The sequence below is a fragment of the Rheinheimera pacifica genome, assembly GCF_024809855.1.
Lineage (GTDB): Bacteria > Pseudomonadota > Gammaproteobacteria > Enterobacterales > Alteromonadaceae > Alishewanella > Alishewanella pacifica_A.
Genome location: NZ_JANUEM010000009.1, coordinates 85783 through 108271, shown reverse-complemented (window position 1 = coordinate 108271; position 22489 = coordinate 85783). Strand labels below are relative to the sequence as shown.

19 protein-coding genes and 1 pseudogene are annotated in these 22489 nt (G+C 49.9%); 10 read left to right on the top strand and 10 right to left on the bottom strand.

From position 1 onward, the window contains the following. Positions 1 to 60 precede the first annotated feature (60 nt). Positions 61 to 2949, bottom strand: a complete 2889-nt coding sequence (locus M2404_RS12860; protein WP_259240206.1) for a ligand-binding sensor domain-containing diguanylate cyclase — start codon at positions 2947 to 2949, stop codon at positions 61 to 63. Between the two features lie 252 nt (positions 2950 to 3201). Between M2404_RS12860 and M2404_RS12855 the strand changes: the two genes are divergently transcribed. The 9 genes and pseudogenes from M2404_RS12855 to M2404_RS12815 all read left to right on the top strand — a co-directional run bounded on the left by M2404_RS12855 (position 3202) and on the right by M2404_RS12815 (position 12534). Then, positions 3202 to 3687 carry a PaaI family thioesterase gene (locus M2404_RS12855; protein ID WP_259240151.1) on the top strand — a complete coding sequence of 162 codons (486 nt, stop codon included), beginning with the start codon at positions 3202 to 3204 and terminating at the stop codon, positions 3685 to 3687. A gap of 203 nt (positions 3688 to 3890) precedes the next feature. Beyond that, entirely contained in the window at positions 3891 to 4523 is a 633-nt protein-coding gene (gene gmk, locus M2404_RS12850; protein WP_259240150.1) for a guanylate kinase, read from the top strand. A 45-nt stretch (positions 4524 to 4568) separates the two neighbouring features. Further along, positions 4569 to 4844 carry a DNA-directed RNA polymerase subunit omega gene (rpoZ, locus tag M2404_RS12845; protein ID WP_215396067.1) on the top strand — a complete coding sequence of 92 codons (276 nt, stop codon included), beginning with the start codon at positions 4569 to 4571 and terminating at the stop codon, positions 4842 to 4844. Positions 4845 to 4969: 125 nt separating this feature from the next. Continuing rightward, on the top strand, positions 4970 to 7093 hold the full coding sequence (spoT, locus tag M2404_RS12840; RefSeq protein WP_259240149.1) for a bifunctional GTP diphosphokinase/guanosine-3',5'-bis pyrophosphate 3'-pyrophosphohydrolase: 2124 nt from the start codon (positions 4970 to 4972) through the stop codon (positions 7091 to 7093). Positions 7094 to 7098: 5 nt separating this feature from the next. Further along, the gene (locus M2404_RS12835; protein WP_259240148.1) at positions 7099 to 7491 is read left to right on the top strand and encodes a RidA family protein; all 393 of its coding nucleotides are present in this window, start codon (positions 7099 to 7101) and stop codon (positions 7489 to 7491) included. Positions 7492 to 7498: 7 nt separating this feature from the next. After that, positions 7499 to 8329, top strand: a complete 831-nt coding sequence (locus M2404_RS12830) for a substrate-binding periplasmic protein (RefSeq protein WP_259240147.1) — start codon at positions 7499 to 7501, stop codon at positions 8327 to 8329. After that, the gene (gene recG, locus M2404_RS12825) at positions 8329 to 10413 is read left to right on the top strand and encodes an ATP-dependent DNA helicase RecG (RefSeq protein WP_259240146.1); all 2085 of its coding nucleotides are present in this window, start codon (positions 8329 to 8331) and stop codon (positions 10411 to 10413) included. The genes M2404_RS12830 and recG overlap by 1 nt, the downstream gene beginning before the upstream one ends. A gap of 104 nt (positions 10414 to 10517) precedes the next feature. Further along, positions 10518 to 11303: a putative hydro-lyase gene (locus tag M2404_RS12820; protein ID WP_259240145.1), complete on the top strand. Its 786-nt coding sequence runs from the start codon at positions 10518 to 10520 to the stop codon at positions 11301 to 11303. Positions 11304 to 11502: 199 nt separating this feature from the next. After that, positions 11503 to 12534, top strand: a pseudogene (locus M2404_RS12815) (porin). 395 nt (positions 12535 to 12929) lie between these two features. On the opposite strand, the gene cysW reads toward M2404_RS12815, so the two are convergent. From cysW to M2404_RS12785, 6 genes are all read right to left on the bottom strand, one after another. Beyond that, complete coding sequence (gene cysW / locus M2404_RS12810; protein ID WP_259240144.1) at positions 12930 to 13796, bottom strand: sulfate ABC transporter permease subunit CysW; 867 nt, start codon at positions 13794 to 13796, stop codon at positions 12930 to 12932. Further along, complete coding sequence (gene cysT, locus M2404_RS12805) at positions 13793 to 14629, bottom strand: sulfate ABC transporter permease subunit CysT (protein ID WP_259240143.1); 837 nt, start codon at positions 14627 to 14629, stop codon at positions 13793 to 13795. Before cysT ends, cysW begins: the two co-directional genes overlap by 4 nt. 62 nt (positions 14630 to 14691) lie before the next feature. Beyond that, positions 14692 to 15711: a sulfate ABC transporter substrate-binding protein gene (locus tag M2404_RS12800; RefSeq protein WP_259240142.1), complete on the bottom strand. Its 1020-nt coding sequence runs from the start codon at positions 15709 to 15711 to the stop codon at positions 14692 to 14694. Between the two features lie 67 nt (positions 15712 to 15778). After that, the gene (locus M2404_RS12795) at positions 15779 to 15946 is read right to left on the bottom strand and encodes a YezD family protein (protein ID WP_092789178.1); all 168 of its coding nucleotides are present in this window, start codon (positions 15944 to 15946) and stop codon (positions 15779 to 15781) included. 133 nt (positions 15947 to 16079) lie between these two features. Then, entirely contained in the window at positions 16080 to 16637 is a 558-nt protein-coding gene (locus M2404_RS12790; RefSeq protein ID WP_259240141.1) for an NAD(P)H-dependent oxidoreductase, read from the bottom strand. Further along, entirely contained in the window at positions 16618 to 17163 is a 546-nt protein-coding gene (locus tag M2404_RS12785; protein ID WP_259240140.1) for a DUF1993 domain-containing protein, read from the bottom strand. Before M2404_RS12785 ends, M2404_RS12790 begins: the two co-directional genes overlap by 20 nt. A gap of 241 nt (positions 17164 to 17404) precedes the next feature. On the opposite strand from M2404_RS12785, the gene M2404_RS12780 reads away from it, so the two are divergent. Beyond that, positions 17405 to 18802: an FAD/NAD(P)-binding protein gene (locus M2404_RS12780; protein ID WP_259240139.1), complete on the top strand. Its 1398-nt coding sequence runs from the start codon at positions 17405 to 17407 to the stop codon at positions 18800 to 18802. A 1-nt stretch (position 18803) separates the two neighbouring features. Here M2404_RS12780 and M2404_RS12775 read toward each other — a convergent pair whose 3' ends face one another. The 3 genes from M2404_RS12775 to chrA form a co-directional block, all read right to left on the bottom strand. Continuing rightward, a complete protein-coding gene (locus tag M2404_RS12775) occupies positions 18804 to 19961 on the bottom strand; it encodes a trans-sulfuration enzyme family protein (protein ID WP_259240138.1) in 1158 nt (385 codons plus the stop codon). Positions 19962 to 19973: 12 nt separating this feature from the next. Next, positions 19974 to 21029: an isopenicillin N synthase family dioxygenase gene (locus M2404_RS12770; protein ID WP_259240137.1), complete on the bottom strand. Its 1056-nt coding sequence runs from the start codon at positions 21027 to 21029 to the stop codon at positions 19974 to 19976. Positions 21030 to 21113: 84 nt separating this feature from the next. Further along, complete coding sequence (gene chrA, locus M2404_RS12765; RefSeq protein WP_259240136.1) at positions 21114 to 22481, bottom strand: chromate efflux transporter; 1368 nt, start codon at positions 22479 to 22481, stop codon at positions 21114 to 21116. Between the last annotated feature and the right edge of the window lie 8 nt (positions 22482 to 22489).

The following is a 22489-nucleotide window of genomic DNA, read 5'->3' as shown; positions in this document are numbered from 1 at the left end:
GGCAGCTATTTTAGCACAGCGGGCTGCTGGCTTCACAGTGTCGCGGCTAACACGAAAATATCAACCCGGTTGCGTAGTAAAGTCTTTGTTACTGATGGCGTGCAGAGTACCGGCTGCCAGTAAACTGGTTATTGAAGTGGTATCGGCAGGCGTGCCGACAGGTGGCTCAGAGGCTGGTAGCAGTAACAAATAACCATCGCGGCCATGCTCTTTTACCCAGTACAACGCCTGATCAGCCAGACGCAGGCTGTGCTGCCAGTTGTAGCCGGCTAACTGCGCTATCGCCCCAATTGAGCAGGTTAGTGGCGGTTGCAAGGCCATATTTTTTTGCCAGGGGTATTGGCAAATCGCATCCTGAATACGCTGTAACACCAGCTCGGCATCTTCACTGTGTTCGAGGATCAATAAGAACTCTTCCCCACCCCAACGAATCACGTGATCAGAGCTGCGGCTGTTTTGCAGCAGAATCTCGGCCACTACCATTAATATATTGTCGCCGGTTTGATGGCCGAAGCTGTCATTGATGCGTTTAAAGTAATCCAGATCAAGCAAAACCCAAATCAGTGGTTCGGCATGGCGGCTGGCACGCGCTAATATCTGCTGGATATTACTGTCCAGATAATGCCTGTTGTGCAGGCCTGTAAGCGCATCCTGCATGCTCATCAGCTGCAATTTTTCATTTGCCTGGTGTAACTCGCGGGTGCGATCGGCCACCAGTTTAGCTAACTGATGCTGCAAACGGGCCAATGCCAGTAAACGCCAGCGATAAATCCCCCACAACAACAATATAAACAACATTGCTAATACACCACGCGCCCAGGCTGTTTCGTGCCAGTACGGTGTTAAGCGTATATCCATGGTTACTGCGTCACTCCAGCGGTAATCGGCCGCCACCCGTACCTGCACATTAAAGCTGTAATGGCCGGGCGGCAGGTTGGTGTAAAAGGCCTCCCGTCGGTTACCGGCATCAATCCACTGGGCGTCGTAACCCTGCAACTGATAGCGAAACTGCACTGATGACGCCTGCACATAGTAAGGTGCTGTAAAACGGAAATGCCAGTCGCGCTGCTCTGGTGCTAATCTGACGCTGCTACTGCGGTAATACTGCTCATCAGCCATTAAACTTTCCAGTACAGGCTCAGGCAAAGGGCCATGCTGAATTAGCTGCTGCAGCGGCAGAGATACTACGCCATCCAGTGTTGGATACCATACCCGCCCCTGATACACTACACCTTTACTGCTGCCGGCACCATTACAGCAACGATGTGAATCGGTGGCGGCTTCCGGCCTGCGATCGTCCACTAACATATACAGCTGCTCTACCCGGCCTTGTAGTAAACCAGCATAATTTACGCGGTAAAACCCCTGAAAATTGCTGATCAATAATTGATTATCGACCAATTCAGCATGCAGAGCTCCACTGCCCGGCAAGCCATTTTGCTGGTTAAACCATTGCCACTGCCCCGGCTGCCCCAACACAAAGCCTTGGTCCAGGCCTCCCACCAAAATATTGCCATCGGCAAATTCTGTAATAGTACTAACAAAACCGCCCGACAATGGCATATCGTCAACCTGATTAAAGCCGCTGGCGTCACGCATATACAAGCCGTTTTCGGTGCCAACCCATAGCCGCTGCCGGCTATCAGGAAACACCATCCGTACTTTAGCCTGGCGTAGAGTTTCTGGCACCTCAGACTGCTGCAGTTCATCCTGCTGCAAATAGAACAAACCACCGTTGGTACCAACCCAAATGCGTTCATCTTCCTGCGCCAGCGTGGTCACCAGCAAATGCGCTATGGCATCATAATTACGCTGCCAGGCCAGTGTTACACCATCCAGTTGGCTTAAACCGCCACGGGTGCCTACCCACAGCCGCTGCTGCGTGTCCAGCAACAGGCTATATACAAAGTTGTTTGGCAAATACTGGTTGGCCGTTAGTGGCTGAAAATGGCCGTATTGCAGCAAGGCCAAGCCATTACTGGTACCTGTTAGCAAATGTTGCTGCCAGGGCATCAGTGCCCAAACATAAGGATCCGGTATACCCTGCGCCCGGCTAAAGCGCTGGGTTGATGCACGGCGCAGCCGTTTCAAACCATGAGAATGACTACCCAGCCACAAATTGCCGTGCTTGTCCTGCAACATGCTTTCTACCCAGACAAAATCACCATCTTTATCACTGACAAAATCGGTTTCAACTAATACGCCTTTGTGCAGGTTATAAAGCTTTTCGTAGGTAGTTACCCATAGCCGCTGCTGTGGATCCCGGTAGAGTAGCTCTATGCGGGTATCCGTTGGCTGGCCCGGTAAGGTTAGCTTTTGCCACTGTTTATTCTGCCAGCTGAACAAGCCCATATTTGAACCCAAATACACATTAGCGCCCTGCACGGCAATCTCTGAAATTTGCAAAGCCGACACCTGCTCAGGTGCCGGATGCCACTGGTACCCATCAGCATTAAGCGTGGCAAAGCCGTTTAGTGCGCCAATCCATACCGTGTCATGCTGCTGATGCAGCTGAAATACCTGACCATGGTGTTCAAATACCGGTTGTAAGTGCTGTAATTGCTCATGCCAGCGAAATAACCGCATTGCACCTACCAGCACAGTACCATCTGCCAGTTCAGCAAAACTGCTTACTGCCCCCAGAGCATCCTGTTGTTGATCCAAACGGCTGAACTCATGCTGCGCTAACCTTGCCAGGCCATTAACAGTGCCAACCCATAGCCGTTGCTGTGCATCGATATGCAGTGCCGAGATTAGGTTAGAGGGTAAGGCCGGAGTATTGGCGGTGTTGTATACCTTAAAGTTCAGACCATCAAAACGGGCCAGGCCGTTTTGCGTACCCAACCAGATAAAACCCTGCGCATCCTGCGCTATTGCCGTAACTGAAATTTGTGGTAAGCCAGCTTCTACCGACCAGATGCGGTATAAATAATCATCCTGTGTCAGCACCAAAGCTGTTGCCTGCGGTACACTCAGACAACTTAGTAAGAGGGAAAAAAGTAACACCAGATGGTAACAACGCACGTTATTAATATCCGCTACCTGTAAAAAGTTATTTTTAAATCCGACTTTACTATAGCTTGCTTTACCAGCGTCAGTATAAACCTGACGAATGGTATTTTTTGCAGCATTAACGGCCAGGTTGCAGCAATGGTCATACCAGTGTAAGCTCAAGCAAAAATTAAATACAGGAGCCATGCTATGGCTATTTCCCTGCGTAAAGCTAACTGGGGTTTAAAATTATTTGCCTGGCGTTATATTCCGTTGATTGGCTTTTGCTCGCCGAAAATTGTGCGTATGAACAACAAAACGCTGGAAGTTACCATGCCGCACAGTTGGCGCACTAAAAACCATTTAGGCAGTATTTATTTTGGCGCTTTGGCTATAGGTGCTGATTTAGCAGGCGCTTTTTTAGTGTTCAGCAAAGCCAAAGCGCGTGGCGTAAATGCTAATTTTGCCTTTAAAGATGTGCAGGGCCAGTTTTTAAAACGGCCGGAAGCAACAGTGCATTTTACCAGCCATGATGGCGATATTATTGACGCCATGATTGATGAATCGTTAGCCACAGGCGAGCGCATTAACAAGCCGGTGTCGGTAGTAATCACCTGCCCGAGCTTACATGGCGACGAGCCGATGGCAACTTTTACGCTGACCTTATCCGTTAAAGCTAAAAAGCAAAAGAATTAACCGTTCCAGCTCTGGGGCACCCGGAGCCGGTATACCCACATCAACACGCCGTAAACCCATCCCTGGGGGCTCGATTCGGCCATCCTGGCCTGCAACGGTTGATTTAGGGTACACCGACTCCTTGCTAAACAATCTCATCTTATTTGCAGCAACGACCAACAGCGTCTAAAATCCGCATTCTTTCATTTTCAGGCGTCAACCCCATGCAGGAACTTGCCGGTAATCTGTTTATTATTTCGGCGCCAAGCGGCGCCGGTAAATCCAGCCTGATCCAGGCGCTGTTAAAAAACCACCGCGATATGCAGGTTAGTGTATCGCACACCACCCGTGCGCCACGGCCGGGCGAGCAAGATGGCGTGCACTATCATTTTATTAGCGTAGAGCAGTTTAAAGCACTCATTGCACAGGATGAGTTTTTAGAGTGGGCCGAAGTGTTTGGTAACTACTATGGCACCTCAAAAAGCACTATTCGCACCAGCCTAAGCCAGGGCATAGACGTTTTTCTGGATATCGACTGGCAGGGGGCACGGCAAATCCGCCAGCAGGCACCGTCAGCTAAAGGTATTTTTATTCTGCCGCCCAATCTTACAGAGCTGGAGCAACGGTTAAACCAGCGTGGGCAGGATTCACCAGACGTTATCGCCAAACGTATGGCGCAGGCACACAACGAAATGAGCCATGCTAACGAGTACGAGTACCTGATTATTAACGATAACTTTGACACGGCTTTAGCCGAGTTTGAGCGCATTGTGCTGGCACAGCGTAACAGCTACGGCAGCCAGGCCAGCAAACATAGCCCGTTGCTTAAGCAACTGTTGGCGAAAACAGCAAATTAGCGTAAACTATGCGGTCTTGTGATGGCCCGAACACTGGAGTGGTAAATGGCACGCGTAACTGTTCAAGATGCAGTAGATAAAATTGGTAACCGTTTTGACTTAATCCTGGTGGCCGCACGTCGTGCCCGTCAGTTAGCTGTTGAAGGCAAAGAGCCGCTGGTAGATATCGAAAACGATAAACCAACCGTAATTGCCCTGCGCGAAATTGAAAAAGGCTTTATCACCAATTCAGTTCTGGACGAGCAAGAGCGTCGCGACCAGATCCAGCAGGAAGCGTCAGAAATGGCAGCCGTAGCTGCGATTATCGGTTCAGACCACTAAAATCCCTCGCCGTATGCAGGCCAGCGGCGTTTAGCCGTTGGCAACTGTGATAAATAGACGTATATTCATAATAAATCCCGCGCTTAACGGCGTGTTTTATTTGCTGTCGCAGTTTGGGAGCACAGGTGTATTTATTTGAAGGTCTGAAAAACCAGATTAGTGCCTATTTGCCACCGGAGCAGGTTGCCTTAGTGCAACAAGCCTATGTAGTGGCAAGAGACGCGCACGCGCCACAAACCCGATCCAGCGGCGAGCCTTACATAACCCACCCGGTTGCCGTAAGCAGTATTCTGGCCGATATGCACATGGACCACGAAACCTTAATGGCCGCCCTGCTGCATGATGTCATTGAAGACACCCCGGTAAGCAAAGAAGATTTAACCCGCCTGTTTGGTAACACCGTAGCTGAGCTGGTGCAGGGGGTAAGTAAGCTTGATAAGGTAAAGTTCAAAGACTATCAGGAATTTGAAGTTACCAACCTGCAAAAAATGTTTATGGCAATGACGCAGGATATCCGCGTTATTTTAATTAAGCTCGCCGATCGCACCCACAATATGCGCACTTTAGGTGCTCTGCGCCCTGAAAAACGCCGTCGTATTGCCAAAGAAACCCTCGAACTGTACGCCCCTATCGCTAACCGTCTGGGTATTCATAATATTAAAAACGAGCTCGAAGACTGGGGCTTTCAGGCGCTGTACCCTATGCGTTACCGTGCGCTGTCTACTGCGGTTAAACAGGCTCGTGGCAACCGCCGTGAGCTGCTGGAAAAAATTCAGCATGAAATTTTAGGCCGCTTAGAACAAGCCGGTATTAATGCTGATGTCAGCGGCCGCGAAAAACACCTGTACAGCATTTACCGTAAAATGAAAAACAAAGAGCTGATGTTCAACGACGTGATGGACATTTATGCTTTTCGTGTAGTGGTAGAAAGCGTTGATCACTGTTACCGCACGTTGGGCGTGGTGCACAATCTGTACAAGCCGATTGAGATTCGCTTTAAAGACTATATCGCCATTCCGAAACAAAACGGTTATCAGTCGTTGCATACCTCGCTAATTGGCCCGCACGGTATACCTGTAGAAATACAAATGCGTACCCGTGAAATGGACGAAATGGCCGACAAAGGTATTGCCGCCCACTGGATGTACAAAGCCAATGGCGAGCATCAGGACACCACAGCGCAAATCCGTGCCAGACGCTGGATCCAAAGCTTGCTGGAATTACAGCAAAATGCCGGTAACAGCGCAGAATTTGTCGAGAACGTAAAATCAGAACTGTACCCGGACGAGCTGTATGTGTTCTCCCCCAAAGGTAAAATTGTCGAGCTGCCAATTGGCGCTACAGCCGTTGATTTTGCCTATGCCGTACATACCGATATTGGTAACCGCTGCGTAGGTGCAAAAGTAGACCGCAGACCTTACCCGCTGAACAAACCGCTGGAAACCGGCCAGACAGTAGAAATTGTGACCAGCCCCGGCGGTAAGCCCAACGCCAACTGGCTAAATTATGTGGTAACCAGCCGGGCTATTTTAGGCATTCGTAACTACCTGAAAAAACAGCAGCAAAATGAATCTACCGGCCTGGGTCGGCGCTTATTAAGTTCGGCGCTGGGCGAAGTAAAACTGGAAGATATCGCACCGGAGCGGATAGAACAGGTACTGCAAAACACCACACAAAAATCATTAGACGAACTTTGCAGTGAAATTGGCCTGGGTAATCAGCTGGCCATCGCCGTAGCGCGGCGCTTGTTGGGCGAGTTTGATTCTGATGAGTCCAGCAGCAAAGATAACAACGGCCCGATGCCGAAAAGCAAAGCCTTTATCATTGGCTCTGAGGGTATGTTACTAACCTTTGGCAAATGCTGCCGGCCCATACCTGGCGATGATATTATCGCCAACGCCACGCCGGGCAAAGGCCTGAACGTGCACCGGGCTGATTGCCGCAACATTAAAGGCTGGGACAAAGAGCCAGGCAAGTTTTTCCCGGTACGTTGGGATAAAACCGGCGATAAACAGTTCCTGTGCGATATCCGCGTGTTTATTGTTAACCGTCAGGGCGTACTGGCTAAACTTACCACCCTGATTGCTTCGCAGGGGTCGAATATTCAGGACTTAGCCACCGACGATCGCGACACCGGTGAATACGTGATTAAAATTACGCTGTCAGTGCGTGACAGGGTACATCTGGCCAATGTAATGCGCAAAATCCGTGTTATGCCAGACGTACAAAAAGTTTACAGAAGGAAATAACCAGCATGTCTAAAGTGATTATCCGTACCAGCGATGCACCGGCCGCCATTGGCACATACAGCCAGGCAGTAAAAATTGGTACCACGGTATATTTGTCCGGCCAGATCCCATTAGTACCAGCCACTATGCAACTGGTATCAGAAAACTTTGCTGAACAAACCCATCAGGTATTTAAGAACCTGGCTGCAGTATGTGACGCCGCCGGTGGTAGCTTAAATGATATGGTGAAGGTCAATATTTTTCTGACCGACCTTAGCCAGTTTGCCACAGTAAATGAAATTATGAGCCAGTACTTCGCCGAACCTTACCCGGCGCGTGCCGCTGTGCAGGTATCGGCCCTGCCGCGTGCCAGCCAGATTGAGATCGACGGCGTAATGGAAGTGCCGTCAACACACTAGGCCGACAATGACTCCCGCCCGCCCGCTCTGCCTTACCGTTACCATTATGCTGGCCAGTTGGCTGGCAGCTACGGCAGTGCAGGCAGAAGAGCCACTGCCAGGCGAAAGCGAGCCGCAGCTGCTTTGGTGTCTGGATCATTTCTCCCGCTTTCATCATTACGAAGACGTCACCATACCTTACGGCCCGTCAGTTGATTTAATGCAGGAATTAGCCCGCCGTGCAGGTTTTAAATTGGCTTTTACTCCTAAAACGCCGGTAGCACGTTGCCTGCGGCTGATGGCCGAAGGCAAAGTAGATTTAATGTCCAACCTGAAATTCAGCGCCGAGCGTGACGCCATTATGTACCTTTTGCCCTACAATAAAACTGTGCCTGAAAGCCTGTTTATCCGCCAGGACGACAAGCGCCAGCTAGAAACCGAAGCACAGTTGCAGCAGCTAACACTAGTGAGTATCCGCGGCTATATTTATTCGCCGGCAATCACGGCACTACTACAGCAAAAACAACGGCATATCGTAGAGGTAGACTCAATTGAAGCCGGGCTGGAAATGGTTATCCGTGGCAGAGTAGATGGCTTAGTTGCACCTACTGTCAGCACCTCTGAAGCTATTGATAATATCAGCAGCTACCACAATAAATTCCGTAATGCGGGCATCGACTTCAGCCGCGGCCAGTCTGGCTTTATTCATATTGGTTTATCACGGCTAAGCCCCTATGCAGCAATGGAACCAATACTGCGCCAACATCTGGCCACCATGTTAAACGACGGCACGGTAGAGCGCTTATATGCCATACCAACCAAGCTGCAACCTGCCCCCCGGTTAAATAAACAGCCCTGATGACATTAGCCGACTCTGTTGCCAGACAGCCTGTTTCTGCCATTAAAGGCGTAGGTGCCAAAGTAGCCGAACGGCTGGATAAACTGGGCATACAAAGCATACAGGATATTTTGTTTCACCTGCCGCTACGCTATGAAGATCGCACCCGTATTTATGCCATAGCCGATTTAATGCCACTGATGCACGGCACTGTACTGGGCGAAGTTACCAGCAGCGAAATACAAATGGGTAAAAGGCGCAGCTGGCTGGTAAAAATTAAAGATGGCAGCGGCTTTCTTACCCTGCGCTTTTTTCACTTTAGCGCTGCGCAAAAAAATGCGGTTACCCCGGGTGTACTACTGCGTTGCTTTGGTGAAGCCAAGCGCGGCCCACGCGGGCTGGAAATGCTGCACCCCGAATACCGTGTTCACAACGACGAACTGCTGACCGAAGTCAGTGAAACTTTAACACCCATTTACCCCACTACAGAAGGCTTACGCCAGGCCACCTGGCGCAGCCTTACCGATGCGGCGCTGCAGTATTTACAACGCAGCCAGCCGGATGAATATCTGCCAGTTGATATGCTGCGCCAGCCGTGGTCACTTACTGAGGCGTTAACTTATATTCACCGGCCGCCGCCAGACGCCAGCCTGCAATTACTGGAGCTGGGTAAACACCCGGCGCAGCAACGGCTGATTATTGAAGAATTAGTGGCGCAGCAACTGAGCATGCACAAGCTGCGCAGCCAAAGCCAGCAGCAACAAGCTGTAGCACTGAAAATTGACAACAATTTACAGCAGCGCTTTTTAGCCGCGCTGCCATTTTCACCCACCAATGCCCAGCAGCGGGTAACCAACGAAATACGCCACGACTTAAGCCAAACTCTGCCAATGCTACGCCTGGTCCAGGGTGATGTCGGCTCAGGTAAAACTCTGGTAGCAGCCTTAGCGGCCCTGACAGCCATAGGTAATGGTTATCAGGTAGCATTAATGGCTCCCACTGAGCTATTAGCCGAGCAGCACGCGGTAAACTTTGCCCGCTGGTTTGAACCTTTAGGCATTGGCGTAGCCTGGCTGGGAGGCAAAACCAAAGGCAAAGCGCGTCAGGCAACCCTTGCAGCCATTGCCGATGGCAGTGCAAAAATGGTGGTAGGTACCCATGCGCTGTTTCAGCAACAGGTAGAGTTTAATGCCTTAACACTGATCATCATTGACGAGCAGCACCGCTTTGGCGTGCACCAGCGCCTGGCGCTGCGGGAAAAAGGCGGTATCGAAGGTAAGTATCCGCATCAGTTGGTTATGACGGCCACACCGATACCGCGTACGCTGGCGATGACCGCTTATGCTGATCTGGACACCTCAATTATTGACGAGCTACCGCCAGGCCGTACGCCGGTAACAACAGTGGCAATACCCGATACCCGGCGCGATGATATTATCGAACGGGTGCGCAGCGCCGTGCAAAGCGAGCAACGCCAGGCGTACTGGGTATGCACGCTGATTGAAGAATCTGAAACCCTGCAATGTCAGGCAGCTGAAGACACCATGCTGAACTTGCAGCAAGCCTTACCGCAACTGAAAATTGGCCTGGTGCATGGCCGGTTAAAAGCCGCTGAAAAACAAGCGGTAATGCAGCAGTTTAGCAGTGGCGAATTAGACCTGTTGGTAGCCACCACGGTAATTGAAGTTGGTGTAGATGTACCCAACGCCAGCCTGATGATTATTGAAAACCCCGAGCGACTGGGTTTAGCTCAGTTGCACCAGCTACGCGGCCGCGTAGGCCGTGGCAGCACCGCTTCGCATTGCGTATTACTGTACCATGCGCCGCTGTCACGCACTGCACAATCCCGGCTTGGCGTACTGCGCGACTCTAACGACGGCTTTGTTATTGCCCAGCGTGACCTGGAAATACGTGGCCCCGGCGAACTATTGGGCACCCGCCAAACGGGTATTTTGCAGTTTAAAATTGCCGATCTCAGCCGCGACGCCGACTTACTGCCACAGGCACAACAACTGGCAACACAGTTATGGCAACACAACCGCCCCGCCAGCCTAGCGCTAATCAAACGCTGGCTGGCCAATAAAGAAATTTATGGTAATGCCTGATACAACAAAACTGGCTATAAATTACAGCACACTACCGTATTACGCTGGACGGTTTCAGCCACACTGCGCAATATAACAACGGAATTTCGCTCAAGGACCTTCGTATGACAGCATTAAGCCCCTACCAATTACGCCAGCAGTGCCGCAGTGGTGCCTTTAACGGCAATACTTCGGGTTTTGCACCGGGTTTTGTTCAGGCCAATATGGCGATATTACCCAAACAGTACGCCGCCGATTTTCTGCAATTTTGCCACTTTAACCCCAAGCCTTGCCCGCTGTTGGGTATGGCGGCAACACCCGGAGCCATTGATATGCCTGCTTTGGCAAAAGATCTGGATATCCGCAGCGATCTGCCAAAGTACCGTATTTTCAAAAACGGCCAGCTAACCGATGAAGTAACCGATGTACGTGATGTATGGCGCGATGATTTAGTGACGTTTTTAATTGGCTGTTCTTTCTCGTTTGAAGAGTCATTACTGGCCGATGGCCTGGAAATCCGCAATATTACAGAAAAAGTTAACGTACCCATGTACCGCACCAATATCGCCTGTACACCAGCCGGGGTATTTCATGGTGGTATGGTAGTCAGTATGCGGCCTATGAAACCGTTTGATGCAATACGCGCAATCCAAATTTGCTCACGTTTTCCGCAGGTGCACGGCGCGCCGGTGCATTTTGGTGACCCGGCCGCTATTGGTATTAATGACATTAATAAACCGGATTTTGGCGATGCGGTAACAATAAAGCCGGGCGAAGTGCCGGTATTCTGGGCCTGCGGCGTTACCCCTCAGGTAGCCATAGCCAATGCTAAAGTAGATTTTTGCATTACTCACAGCCCGGGCCATATGCTGGTAACCGATTTGGCTAACAGTAAGCTGTCGGTATTCTGACGACAGTAATGTCCCTGAACTGCTGCTACTGAGCCACGGAAGGCAATGTGCATTCACTTATTTTATATTCTTTTAAAGAATAAAAACTCAATTTACTATTTCGATTTTAACGTATAAATTTACCTTACTACAGCAGCATTGCCCCCCAGTGCCCAACCGGGCCGCACCAAACCAACAATAAATTATTCAGGAAAACACTATGACATCCTTTACTACAGGTAAGGTGGCGGCTGCGTTGCTGCTCACCGTTACCAGCGCCGTTACTCAGGCAGCTGATGTAACTATTTATGGCCGCGCACATTTATCACTGGATCAGCTGGATAACGGCGTAGACAGCGGCACCAATGTATCCAGCAATTCCAGCAGGCTAGGTTTTCGTGCCAGTACCAAGCTGGAAGACGGTCTGGAAGCCTTTGTCCAGTTAGAGCAAACCATTCGTTTTGATGAAGGCAGCGGCCAGTTTGCAGACCGGGATTCTTATGTTGGCCTGCGCGGCGAATTCGGTACGCTAAAAGCAGGCCAGTTTGATACCCCGCTAAAAGCCATTCGCAGTAAGGTAGACCAGTTTGGTGATCGCATCGGCGACATCCGTAACCTTACCCGTATTAATACCGGTAGCAGTAATATTGGTAACGTGTTTGATGAACGCTTTAAAAATGGCATCGCCTATGAAAGCCCGCAATTTAACAATATCAGTTGAGCCTTTCATTACACACCACATAATACTACCGGCTCAACCACCGATAATGTACGCGAATCTTACAGCACCTCTTTAACCTATGAAGTAAAAGGCCTGTATCTGGCGGCGGCTTATGAAAGTTTTGAAGGTATAGAGGGCATTGACCCTAAAGCCATCCGGCTGGGGGCTTATTACGATATTGGTGCTCAGCTGCGGGTATCGGCGTTATACCAAAATGCCAGCGATATTCCAGGCGGTGATCGTAATGTTTATGGTGCAGGTGCCAGCTACAAGCTGAATAAATATGTACTGCGCGCCCAGTTGTATCAGGTAAGTGATAACGACACCCCGGACACCGGTGCCACCCTGGCAGTAGTAGGCGTTGACCGTAATCTGGGTAAAGATCTGACCTTATATGCTGCCTACGGCATTACTTCAAACGATGATGCGGCACTTTACAGTATCTCCGGTGGTGGCCGCGGTACAACAGCCCCTGCTATTGCCGGCGAAAACAACTCTGGTTTGTCACTGGGTATTATTTACAGCTTCTAAACCGCTACTAGGGCTTGTTGACGTTTCAGGGTTCTTTTTGCAGCAGTCTGGCCGGTTTTTATGCCAGGCAGTGCGAGTGCAGTGTAGTTATTCTACATAAACGAGCACTAACGCAGCAGAAAGACCGGCCAGGCGCTGCCCTTCGGGTTCGTCTGGCGGCGCTCTGCACTTTGTCACTCGTCGCTTATTTAGAATGACTAAACTTCGCTCCTTGTTTCGCGTTCAGAACGCCGCCAGAGCGAACAAAATTTAATCTTGAAACGTCAACAAGCCCTAGATGTAACACCGTTTTTATGGATGAATTGCAGCGCCACGGACTGGCAAATGCACCTTCCTCCTCCTGTTGAAATAACCATTTTGGTTGCCCCGCTTGCGGGGCTTTTTTTACCGTCAAATCAGGCTGTTTTATGCTTACGCTCGTCTTTATATTCCACATAGCTTTTTACCACTATGGTAACCAGCGCCAGACCGGTTAATAAAGATGACACCGCAAAAGCAGCAGTAAACATATATTCGTTGTACAGCACTTCAATATGCAATGGCATGGTATTGGTTTCGCCGCGAATACGGCCCGACACCACAGCTACTGCACCAAACTCGCCCATAGCGCGGGCATTACACAGCACAACACCGTAAATAAGGCCCCATTTAATATTAGGCAGCGTAACGTACCAGAAGGTTTTCCAGCCACTGGCACCTAAGGTTAACGAGGCTTCTTCTTCATCTTTGCCCTGCTGCTGCATTAACGGTATAAGCTCGCGCGCGACAAACGGCAAAGTGCCAAACAAAATAACGATAACAATACCGGGCACAGCAAAAATAATTTTTATGTCGTGCTGCTGTAGCCAGGGCCCCAACCAGCCATGGCTGCCAAAAAAGATCACGAAAATTAACCCTACTACCACCGGTGATATCGCAAACGGCATATCAATAATAGATACCAGCAGGGTTTTACCGCGAAATTCAAACTTGGCTACGGCCCAGGCTATTGCTACACCAAAAATAGCATTAAGCGGCACCACAATAACCAGCACAAACAATGTCAGCTTGATTGCGGCCACGGCGTCCGGCTCGGTAACGGCCTGCCACCACACTTTAAGCCCGGCTTCAAAAGCACCATACAACACAACTGACAACGGCAGCAGTAAAAACAGGCTTAAAAACAGCAGCACTATGCTGATTAAGCTATAACGTACCCAGCGCGGCTCTGTAGTCGCTTTTTGCAGCGGTTTTGCCGGTATTGCATCGCTAACGTCTGTCATGCTGCACCTCCATTGCGTTTATTGGTCCACCACTGTAAACCGTTGATTAACAGCAATAACAAAAATGCCGCCACTAACATCACCACACCAATAGCCGCTGCACCCTGGTAATCGTATTGCTCGGCTTTGGCTACAATCAGCAACGGGGTAATTTCAGTGCGGTAAGGCAAATTGCCGGAAATAAAAATAACCGAGCCGTATTCACCCAAGGCCCGGGCGAAAGCCAGCGCATAACCGGTGAGTAAAGCAGGTAGCAACGCCGGTAAAATAACCCGCCTTACTGTCGTCCAGCGGCTGGCACCTAAACTGGCAGAGGCTTCTTCCAGTTCCTTCTCAAAGTCAGCCAGTACCGGCTGCACGGTGCGCACCACAAACGGCAAACCAATATAGGTAAGGGCGATAATCACACCAATTTCAGAATAAGCGATACGAATATTCCATATCTGCAGATATTGCCCCACCCAGCCGGTAGTGGAATACAGTGTTACCAAAGCAATACCCGCAACTGCGGTAGGCAGCGCAAAGGGTAAATCAACCAATGCATCTACTACCTTTTTGCCGGGAAAACGGTAGCGCACTAACACCCAGGCCGTCAGGCTGCCAAATACCGCATTGATGGTAGCACCGGCAAAAGACGCCAGAAACGACAGTTTATATGAAGCAACAACCTGCGGGTGGCTGATAGCCTGCCAGAAATCGGCCCAACTCATTTGCAGGGTAAAGATCAGTAAACCGGCTACCGGCAGTAAAAATAATAAGCTCAGATAAAATACGGAAAACCCCAGTGTTAAGCCAAAGCCGGGGATCACAGTTCGGGATACTACAGTTGCCATATAAGGCTCCGCGTTGTCGGGTCGCTAAAGGCGCTGCCAGCGGCAGCGCACTGGTCAGATAATTAACGGTTTTTATTGATAGATGCCAAAACCTTGTCGAACACGCCACCATCGTTAAAGTGGGTTTGTTGCGCCTTGGTCCAGCCACCAAACACTTCATCAATAGTAAACAGGTTTACTTTAGGAAAGGCACTTGCATACTGGCTGGCAATAGCGGGGTTAGACGGCCGGTAATAGTGCTTAGCCGCCAGATGCTGGGCTTCGTCACTGTACAAATGCTGTAAATAAGCCTCTGCCACTTTGCGGGTGCCTTTGCGGTCAACATTCTTATCCACCACTGTTACCGGCGGTTCAGCCAAAATGCTGACACTGGGCACCACTATGTCAAACTGGCCTTTGCCTAACTGCTCTACCGACAAAATGGCTTCGTTTTCCCAGGCAATAAACACGTCACCAATACCACGTTGCACAAAGGTATTGGTGGCACCACGGGCACCGGAATCCAGCACCGGCACATTTTTAAACAGCTTTTCTATAAATTCGTAGGCTTTTTCTTCCGAGCCATATTCTTTCAGCGCATAACCCCAGGCCGCCAGATAGTTCCAGCGTGCACCACCGGAGGTTTTCGGATTAGGGGTAATAACCTCTACATCAGGGCGGACTAAATCGTCCCAGTTTTTAATGTTTTTCGGGTTACCCTTACGCACCAACAGCACTATGGTAGATGTATAAGGCGAGCTGTTTTTATCCAGCCTGCTTTGCCAGTCGGCCGGGATCAAATTGCCATTGTTGTGCAGGGCGTCAATATCATAGGCCAATGCCAGGGTCACTACGTCAGCGTCCAGGCCGTCGATTACCGAACGCGCCTGTGAGCCAGAACCACCATGCGACTGGCGCACTGTAGGTGCTGCATTGCCCTGTGCCTGCCAGTGTTTGCTAAATAGCTGATTATATTCGCGGTAAAACTCGCGGGTTGGGTCGTAAGACACATTTAGGATAGTAGTATTGGCAGTAGCGATAAAACTACTGACAGCCAATACGGTGCCCAGTGTAAGGTGTTTAACTACAGTGCTGATCTTCATTTCGAAATCCTTTATTAATAATTTTATTATTGGCAAAGGCTTCCGGAGGTCCGGTCAGCGGGCAGTGCTATTTGGGTTGGTGTTCCAGCCGTAATTTCTCGTTTTTTTCCAGTTGCACTAATTTGCCATGGTGGAAAATCAGCTCTACTGAACCAAACTCTATCTGGCCCACCAACCGTTCCAGTAATGCCAATAGTTGCGGCAACGCATCTTTGGCTTCATCAGTTACTGTCATGTTGTGCTCCTTAGCGCAGCGGTTGACGGCTTTATCATAAACACGAATATAAATAACCAATAAATAGCAAATTATGATTGTCTATACCAAAAAGAAATAAGAGAACCTACCCCCTGACAAACGCGGTTTACCACTAAGCGACTGATCGTAGCTTGGCAGCTACCAGGCTGGTAGCTTGCTGGGTACTAAAGCGAACACGGGCCAGCGCTTGCTGGTCGGTAAGCAAGGTGCTGTTTATACCGGGTAACGTACTAAAAGCAGAATTCGGCAGGTAATTATCTATTGGCATAACAAACAAGCCAAAATGATCCAGCAGCGGCCTTAGCTGTGTATCCAGCAAAGGCGAATATAAGCCACTGCCGGTAGCCGCTATTAATGCCACCTTGCCGCGTAACGCAGTTACATCAAGCAAATCAAAAAAGTGTGTAAACAGCCCCGGCAACCCGGCCGCATACTGCGGCACACTGAAAATCAGCAAGTCAGCATCCAGTACATCCTGATACGCTTCTGCAGCGGTATCAGACAATTGCAGCAAACTTTCAGATCTGCCCAAATCTGCCGCTATCTGGTGTAAATGTAACACCTGCACTGTTGCTGCAGGCTGCTCTGTTGCCGCCTGCGCAAACACCTGCGCCAGCGTTACATTAATATGGTGATAGCGCGGTGCGCCATTAAATACCAGAACCCGCATCCTGGAATCCTTGATTACGATATAAATTCAGCCCCAGGTAATCCTGTTTACCTATCTCCACACCGTTATGGCGCAAAATGTTATAGGCAGTAGTAATATGGAAATAAAAATTGGGTAGTGCATAAAACAGTGCATAACCAAGTGAGGTATAGCGCTCATCGTGCTGAGGCGGTAGGGTGAAGCTTTGCTCCAGCACACCTTCAAACTGGCGCGGGGCAATGGTTAGCAGGTAACTGATACTGTGGTTAACATAAGCAATATGTTGCTCAATACTGACCACCTCCTCTACAAAGCTGACACTGTTTTTACCGCTGTACAACTCAATGGTTTCACGCGCAATATCAGCAGCACGTTTTATTTGCAGCGACAACTCATACATATCCGGGTATAAGCGGCTTTGCAACAATAGCGCTGCCGGATAGCCTTTTAACGCAGCCTGATAACCCGCCTTGCGTAGTAAACTGGCCAGATTGGTTAAACTGCGGATAAATACCGGAACGGTGACGTCATATAAACCTACGCTCATCTTGTCTCTCCTGTGCCAGAAAACCTTATTCAGTATCCTGCGCTGTAAAAAAACGCGGCAGCCAAAAGGTGCCGCGAAAAGACAGGTGAAAAAGCAGGAGTAAGCAGCGCTTACACAATCATCTTAATATAACTTAAATAACGTTATTATTATTTTTATATCTCTTTTAGGAATATAGTAGATTAAAAGTATCACTATGGCAGAATGGAAAACTAGTCCTGTATAGGTAACTGTAGGAAATATGAAGCATATTGTTATTGTTGGTGGTGGCTTTGCCGGCACTGCCACCGCAGCTCAGCTTGTTCAGCAACTGGAGCAACCCGTTCAGTTGTCATTGATAAACCCTGAACCGACCTTTTTAACCGGTACTGCTTATCAGCCTTATGCAACCAGATTACTGCTTAATGTTAATGCAGCCAAAATGAGTTTGTTTCCTGATCAACCCGAGCACTTTGTTAACTGGGTAATGACACGACCCCAGTATAGCAACCTGCCACAACACTTTGTTGCCCAGGCCTTTTTACCAAGAGCACTTTACGGAGAGTATATAAAGCAGATTTGGCAGCAAACTGTCCATGCAGCACAAAGTAAAGCGATAAAGCTGCGGCATGTTCCCGCTACCATCATCGCCTGCAAACCGCACCAACAACAGTTTCTGCTTAGCATGGACAATACACAGCAGCTTTGCGCCGATATAGTGGTGCTGGCAAACGGAAACCAGCTACCCGGCAACAGGGTATTACCCGACGCCAGCTTTGCACGCAGTACTTTTTATCTGCAAAACCCCTGGCAGAGGCTGCCCGAAACACTGCTCAATAACACTAAACCGGTATTAATACTCGGTAACGGTTTAACGATGGCAGATACAGTACTCAGTTTACGGCAGCATGGCATAACACAGCCTATCATCTCGTTGTCGCGCCATGGTTACGCTATGCTGCCTCACCGGCACAATGGCTTAACTTATCCGGATTTTTCAACTGAATTACTGGCAGCAACGTCACTGCGTCAACTGGTTAAGATAGTGCACCAACACATCCGGTTGGTAAGACAACTGGGGATTTCTGCTGAACCGGTTATTGATGCAATACGCCCTTATACACAACAGTTATGGCGTAGATTATCCGGTGCCGACAAACAGCGCTTTTTATCAAAGATACGCCATTTGTGGGGTGTTGCCCGGCATCGTCTGCCATTACATATTCACGATTATTTGCAACACCTGCAACTGGAAGGCAGCCTGCGGGTTTACGCCGGTAAATTGGTTCAGTTGCAACAGCAGGCTGATGGAGTACAGGTGCAGTTTATTGAACGGAAAAGTCATCAGCAACACCAGCTAAATGTTGCTGCAGTTATCAATTGTACCGGGCCGGAAACAGATTGGCGTAACCTGCCACACCATTTTATCTGCCAGATGCTGGAAGATGGCTTATTGCAACAGGATAAATTTCAATTAGGTATTGCTGCTGATGTAGACAGTTTCATGGTGTTAAACCGCCACGGCCAGGCACAACCGGCATTATTTACCCTGGGTAGCAATTTACGTGGTGAGTTATGGGAGAGTACAGCTGTAAATGAGCTGAGAAGCCAGGCACAAAAACTGGCAACCCAGATCATTAAACAACTTAGTGTCACTTAAACTACGCCAGCGCTTGCTGCAGGTCGGCAATTAAATCTGCCGGGTCTTCAACACCAATACTCAGGCGGATTAAATCATCGGTAACACCGGCAGCTAAACGGCTTGCTGCATCCATTGCCGCATGGGTGGTGCTGGCCGGGTGGCAGGCCAGGCTTTCCAAATCCCCCAGGCTTACCGCCTGGGTAAACAGCTGCAATTGATCCAGAAAACGTGCAGCACGGCTGAAACCGCCAGCCAGCTCAATACTAACCATACCGCCAAAGGCACCCACAGTTTCAGCCAGTACCGGGTATCCGGCATCGGTAACCAGACCGGGATAAATCACCTTAGCCACCAACGGATGCTGTGCTAAAAACTCAGCTACTTTTGCTGCACCAGCTAAGTGTGCATCCATCCGCAGTGCCAGCGTGCGCAGGCCACGTTGCAGTAAATACGCTTCCTGTGGGCCTATGGGAGCGCCAATATGCTTCAGCGCTATGGTACGCACCTGCTGCATCAAATCTGAGCGGCCCGCTACTACACCGGCAATAATATCGCCGTGGCCGCTTAAATATTTGGTGGCGCTGTGCATCACCAAATCAATACCATGCTCAAGCGGCTTAAATAAATAGGGTGTTAAAAAGGTATTGTCACACACCGTAATAGCACCGGTTTTGGCCGCTGCGGCCTTAACCTTGCGGTAATCGGCAACCTTAAGATTAGGGTTGGTGATAGGCTCAAACAGCACCAGTTTAGTGCCGGGGTTAATATTGGCCACTAAGTCGTCGTCACTCAGGTAACGGCTTACTTTAATACCGGCACGGCTTAGGGTATTAATTAAAAACGCTGCGGTGCCGCCGTACACCGGATCAATAAAGGCTACTTCGTCACCGGCACTTACCAGTGCATAAAAAATACTGCTAACGGCTGCCATACCACTGGCGACTACCAGTGCTTCATCGGCACCTTCCAGATTTGCCAGTTGTTGCTCCAGCGCCTGTACTGTCGGGTTGCCCATGCGGCTGTAAATAAAGCCTGGCTGCTCACCGGCAAAACGGGCTTTGCCGTCTGCCGCCGAGCCATAAGTAAAGGTACTGCTTTGGTAAATGGGTGTAGTTAAAGCGCCGGTTTGTGCATCGGCACCGGCGCTGCTGTGCAGCAATTGGGTTTTAAATTTCATTGGTTTTATCCGTTAAACAGCAGTTTTTTCTAAGCCGGAAACAGGCGAATAATGTGCCTGCGCCACATCAGGGTGTGAGCGCAAACGGCCTTTTAATACATTTTGCCCCACCTGATAAAACAGCGGGTTAAGCGGATCACTGGCCGGGCCTTTGGCTTGCAATGCTAACTCTTCTGGCAATGGCAGCAACGGCACTGTGGCATCTAACTGTGCCGCCATAAAAAAGGCGCATGACAGCCGCTCAACACCGGCAGGCGGACTAACCACACGGTGGTAAGTTGCGCGCAAATAGCCGTTTGACGCCAGCTCCAGCAACTCGCCTATATTCACCACAAAGGCGCCGGGCAGCGGTACTGCGCTTAGCCAGCCCTTTTCCGTTAGCACTTCAAGGCCGCTCTGGCCATCCTGTAATACCAGCGTTAAGTAACCGGGGTCTTTATGTGCACCTACACCCTGCTCCTGCTCTGGCGCAGTGCGGCCAGGGTAACGAATCAGTTTCATATGGCGGTATGGGCCATCTTTAATAGTACTGTCAAAGGCGTCTTCACTTTGCTGCAGTACCAGCGCAAAAGCGCGTAGCAGGGTTACGGTAAGGTCGGTTAACTGATCCTGCCATTGTAACAAAACCGGTTGCATGGCTGGCAATGCTGCAGGCCACTGGTTCGGGCCATATAAACGCCACCAGGCCGGTTCATTTTGTTGCAGTACCGGCACGCTATGCTCGGCCATAATATCAAACTGCTCGCGCTGATCAGCCTTGCCCAGTGTTAATTCGCCCCCTAAGCGGGTATAGCCACGAAAATGCGGCGACTTCACCATCTGCACGGCATCTTTGTCTGCTTGTGGCAAAGCAAAAAACTCGGCAGCCAGTTGTAAAATTGCCTGCTGCTGTGTTTGTGCAATGCCGTGGCCGGTAAGATAAAAAAAACCGACATCGCGTGCAGCTTCGCCCAGCTGCGCCAGAAACTGGCGGCGTAGCTCGCCACCAGCACGCCATAAAGCGAGATCCAGCACCGGAAGTTGTAACGTCATATAGCGCTCACATTGTGGGTTGTTCAATGTGCGCATTCTATGCCTGTAATAACAGGCGCCGAAGGATTTGATAACTATTAGTTATATAAAACAGAAATAACCGGCCGCTTGGATATATAGCTAGCCGGAAGCGCAGATGGCTATTAGTTGACACGCAACCATGCCAAACAACGCAGCACATGCCAGCACCCGCATTATGCCCTGGTTATAACGAAATAAAGCGACACCGGCAGCGATACCCAGCAGTAAGGCAAACCAATCGAAACTGCCACTTCCCCCCTGCGGCCACAGCACATGGTAGCCAAAAAACAGTGCCAGATTAACAATTACCCCCACCACCGCCGCCGTAATGGCGGTAAGCGGTGCGGTAAGGGCGGCTTGTTTACGGCTGCTTTCAACCAGCGGTGCACCAACTAAAATAAACAGGAATGACGGCAAAAAGGTAAAAAAAGTGACAATAGCTGCGGCCAGCATACCAGCCAGTGGCAGCATGTTTGGCCCAAACAGTTGCTCTGTCCAGCCAGCGATAAAACCGACAAAAGCCACCACAATAATCAAAGGGCCGGGGGTGCTTTCACCCAACGCCAGTGCGTCGATCATTTGCAGTGCTGTCAGCCAGCTGTAGTGCTCTACCGCACCCTGATACACATAAGGTAATACCGCATAAGCGCCGCCAAAGGTTAGTAGTGCTGCCTTGGTAAAAAACCAGCCCAGCTGCACTTGCGGGCTATGCCAGCCATACAATACGGCTAACACACCAAGCGAAGCTGCCCAGATCGCTATGCCCAGCGCTATACCGAATATAAACTTGCACCAGCTAAATAACTGCCACTTTGGTAATGCAGTGTTATCGTTTATTACCGCAGTATCTGCCACAGCACCGGCTTGAGTACTGCCATGCGTTGCTGGCGCTACTTTAAGCTGCACCGGCCACCAGCGCATCAGCGCTAAGCCAATAAACGCCGCAGCAATAACAATATACGGAAATGGCATTTTAAATACCGCGATCGCAATAAGCGCGGCCAACGCCAGCAGTTTAAGCGCTGTAGTATGTAAGGTTTTTTTACCGATGCGCCAGGCGGCAAACAGCACTATGGCGGTAACTGCCGGTTTTACGCCATACAGCAGGCCTTGCAACAGCGGCACGTCGCCATGTGCCAGATATAGCCACGCCAGCAAACTGAGGATAAAAAATGACGGCAGGATAAACAGCAAACCAGCGATTAAGGCACCTTTAGCCCCGTGCAATAACCAGCCGATATAGGTGGCCAGTTGCTGGGCTTCCGGCCCCGGCAGCAACATGCAGTAGTTTAGTGCATGTAAAAAACGCGCTTCAGAGATCCAGCGCCGCCTTTCTACCAGTTCCTGGTGCATCATACCCAGCTGGCCAGCCGGGCCGCCAAAGCTGATCAACCCCAGTTTCAGCCAGTAGCTAAATGCTTCACGCAGGCTAACGGCTTTGGCCGCTGAAGATAAAGGCTGTGGCATTACTAAGT

Excerpts from the sequence above, each read along its gene's own strand:
- M2404_RS12855 (WP_259240151.1), top strand. The coding sequence starts at position 3,202 with ATGGCTATTTCCCTGCGTAAAGCTAACTGGGGTTTAAAATTATTTGCC.
- gmk (WP_259240150.1), top strand. The coding sequence starts at position 3,891 with ATGCAGGAACTTGCCGGTAATCTGTTTATTATTTCGGCGCCAAGCGGC.
- rpoZ (WP_215396067.1), top strand. The coding sequence starts at position 4,569 with ATGGCACGCGTAACTGTTCAAGATGCAGTAGATAAAATTGGTAACCGT.
- M2404_RS12835 (WP_259240148.1), top strand. The coding sequence starts at position 7,099 with ATGTCTAAAGTGATTATCCGTACCAGCGATGCACCGGCCGCCATTGGC.
- M2404_RS12830 (WP_259240147.1), top strand. The coding sequence starts at position 7,499 with ATGACTCCCGCCCGCCCGCTCTGCCTTACCGTTACCATTATGCTGGCC.
- recG (WP_259240146.1), top strand. The coding sequence starts at position 8,329 with ATGACATTAGCCGACTCTGTTGCCAGACAGCCTGTTTCTGCCATTAAA.
- M2404_RS12820 (WP_259240145.1), top strand. The coding sequence starts at position 10,518 with ATGACAGCATTAAGCCCCTACCAATTACGCCAGCAGTGCCGCAGTGGT.
- cysW (WP_259240144.1), bottom strand. The coding sequence starts at position 13,796 with ATGACAGACGTTAGCGATGCAATACCGGCAAAACCGCTGCAAAAAGCG.
- cysT (WP_259240143.1), bottom strand. The coding sequence starts at position 14,629 with ATGGCAACTGTAGTATCCCGAACTGTGATCCCCGGCTTTGGCTTAACA.
- M2404_RS12800 (WP_259240142.1), bottom strand. The coding sequence starts at position 15,711 with ATGAAGATCAGCACTGTAGTTAAACACCTTACACTGGGCACCGTATTG.
- M2404_RS12795 (WP_092789178.1), bottom strand. The coding sequence starts at position 15,946 with ATGACAGTAACTGATGAAGCCAAAGATGCGTTGCCGCAACTATTGGCA.
- M2404_RS12790 (WP_259240141.1), bottom strand. The coding sequence starts at position 16,637 with ATGCGGGTTCTGGTATTTAATGGCGCACCGCGCTATCACCATATTAAT.
- M2404_RS12785 (WP_259240140.1), bottom strand. The coding sequence starts at position 17,163 with ATGAGCGTAGGTTTATATGACGTCACCGTTCCGGTATTTATCCGCAGT.
- M2404_RS12780 (WP_259240139.1), top strand. The coding sequence starts at position 17,405 with ATGAAGCATATTGTTATTGTTGGTGGTGGCTTTGCCGGCACTGCCACC.
- M2404_RS12775 (WP_259240138.1), bottom strand. The coding sequence starts at position 19,961 with ATGAAATTTAAAACCCAATTGCTGCACAGCAGCGCCGGTGCCGATGCA.
- M2404_RS12770 (WP_259240137.1), bottom strand. The coding sequence starts at position 21,029 with ATGCGCACATTGAACAACCCACAATGTGAGCGCTATATGACGTTACAA.
- chrA (WP_259240136.1), bottom strand. The coding sequence starts at position 22,481 with ATGCCACAGCCTTTATCTTCAGCGGCCAAAGCCGTTAGCCTGCGTGAA.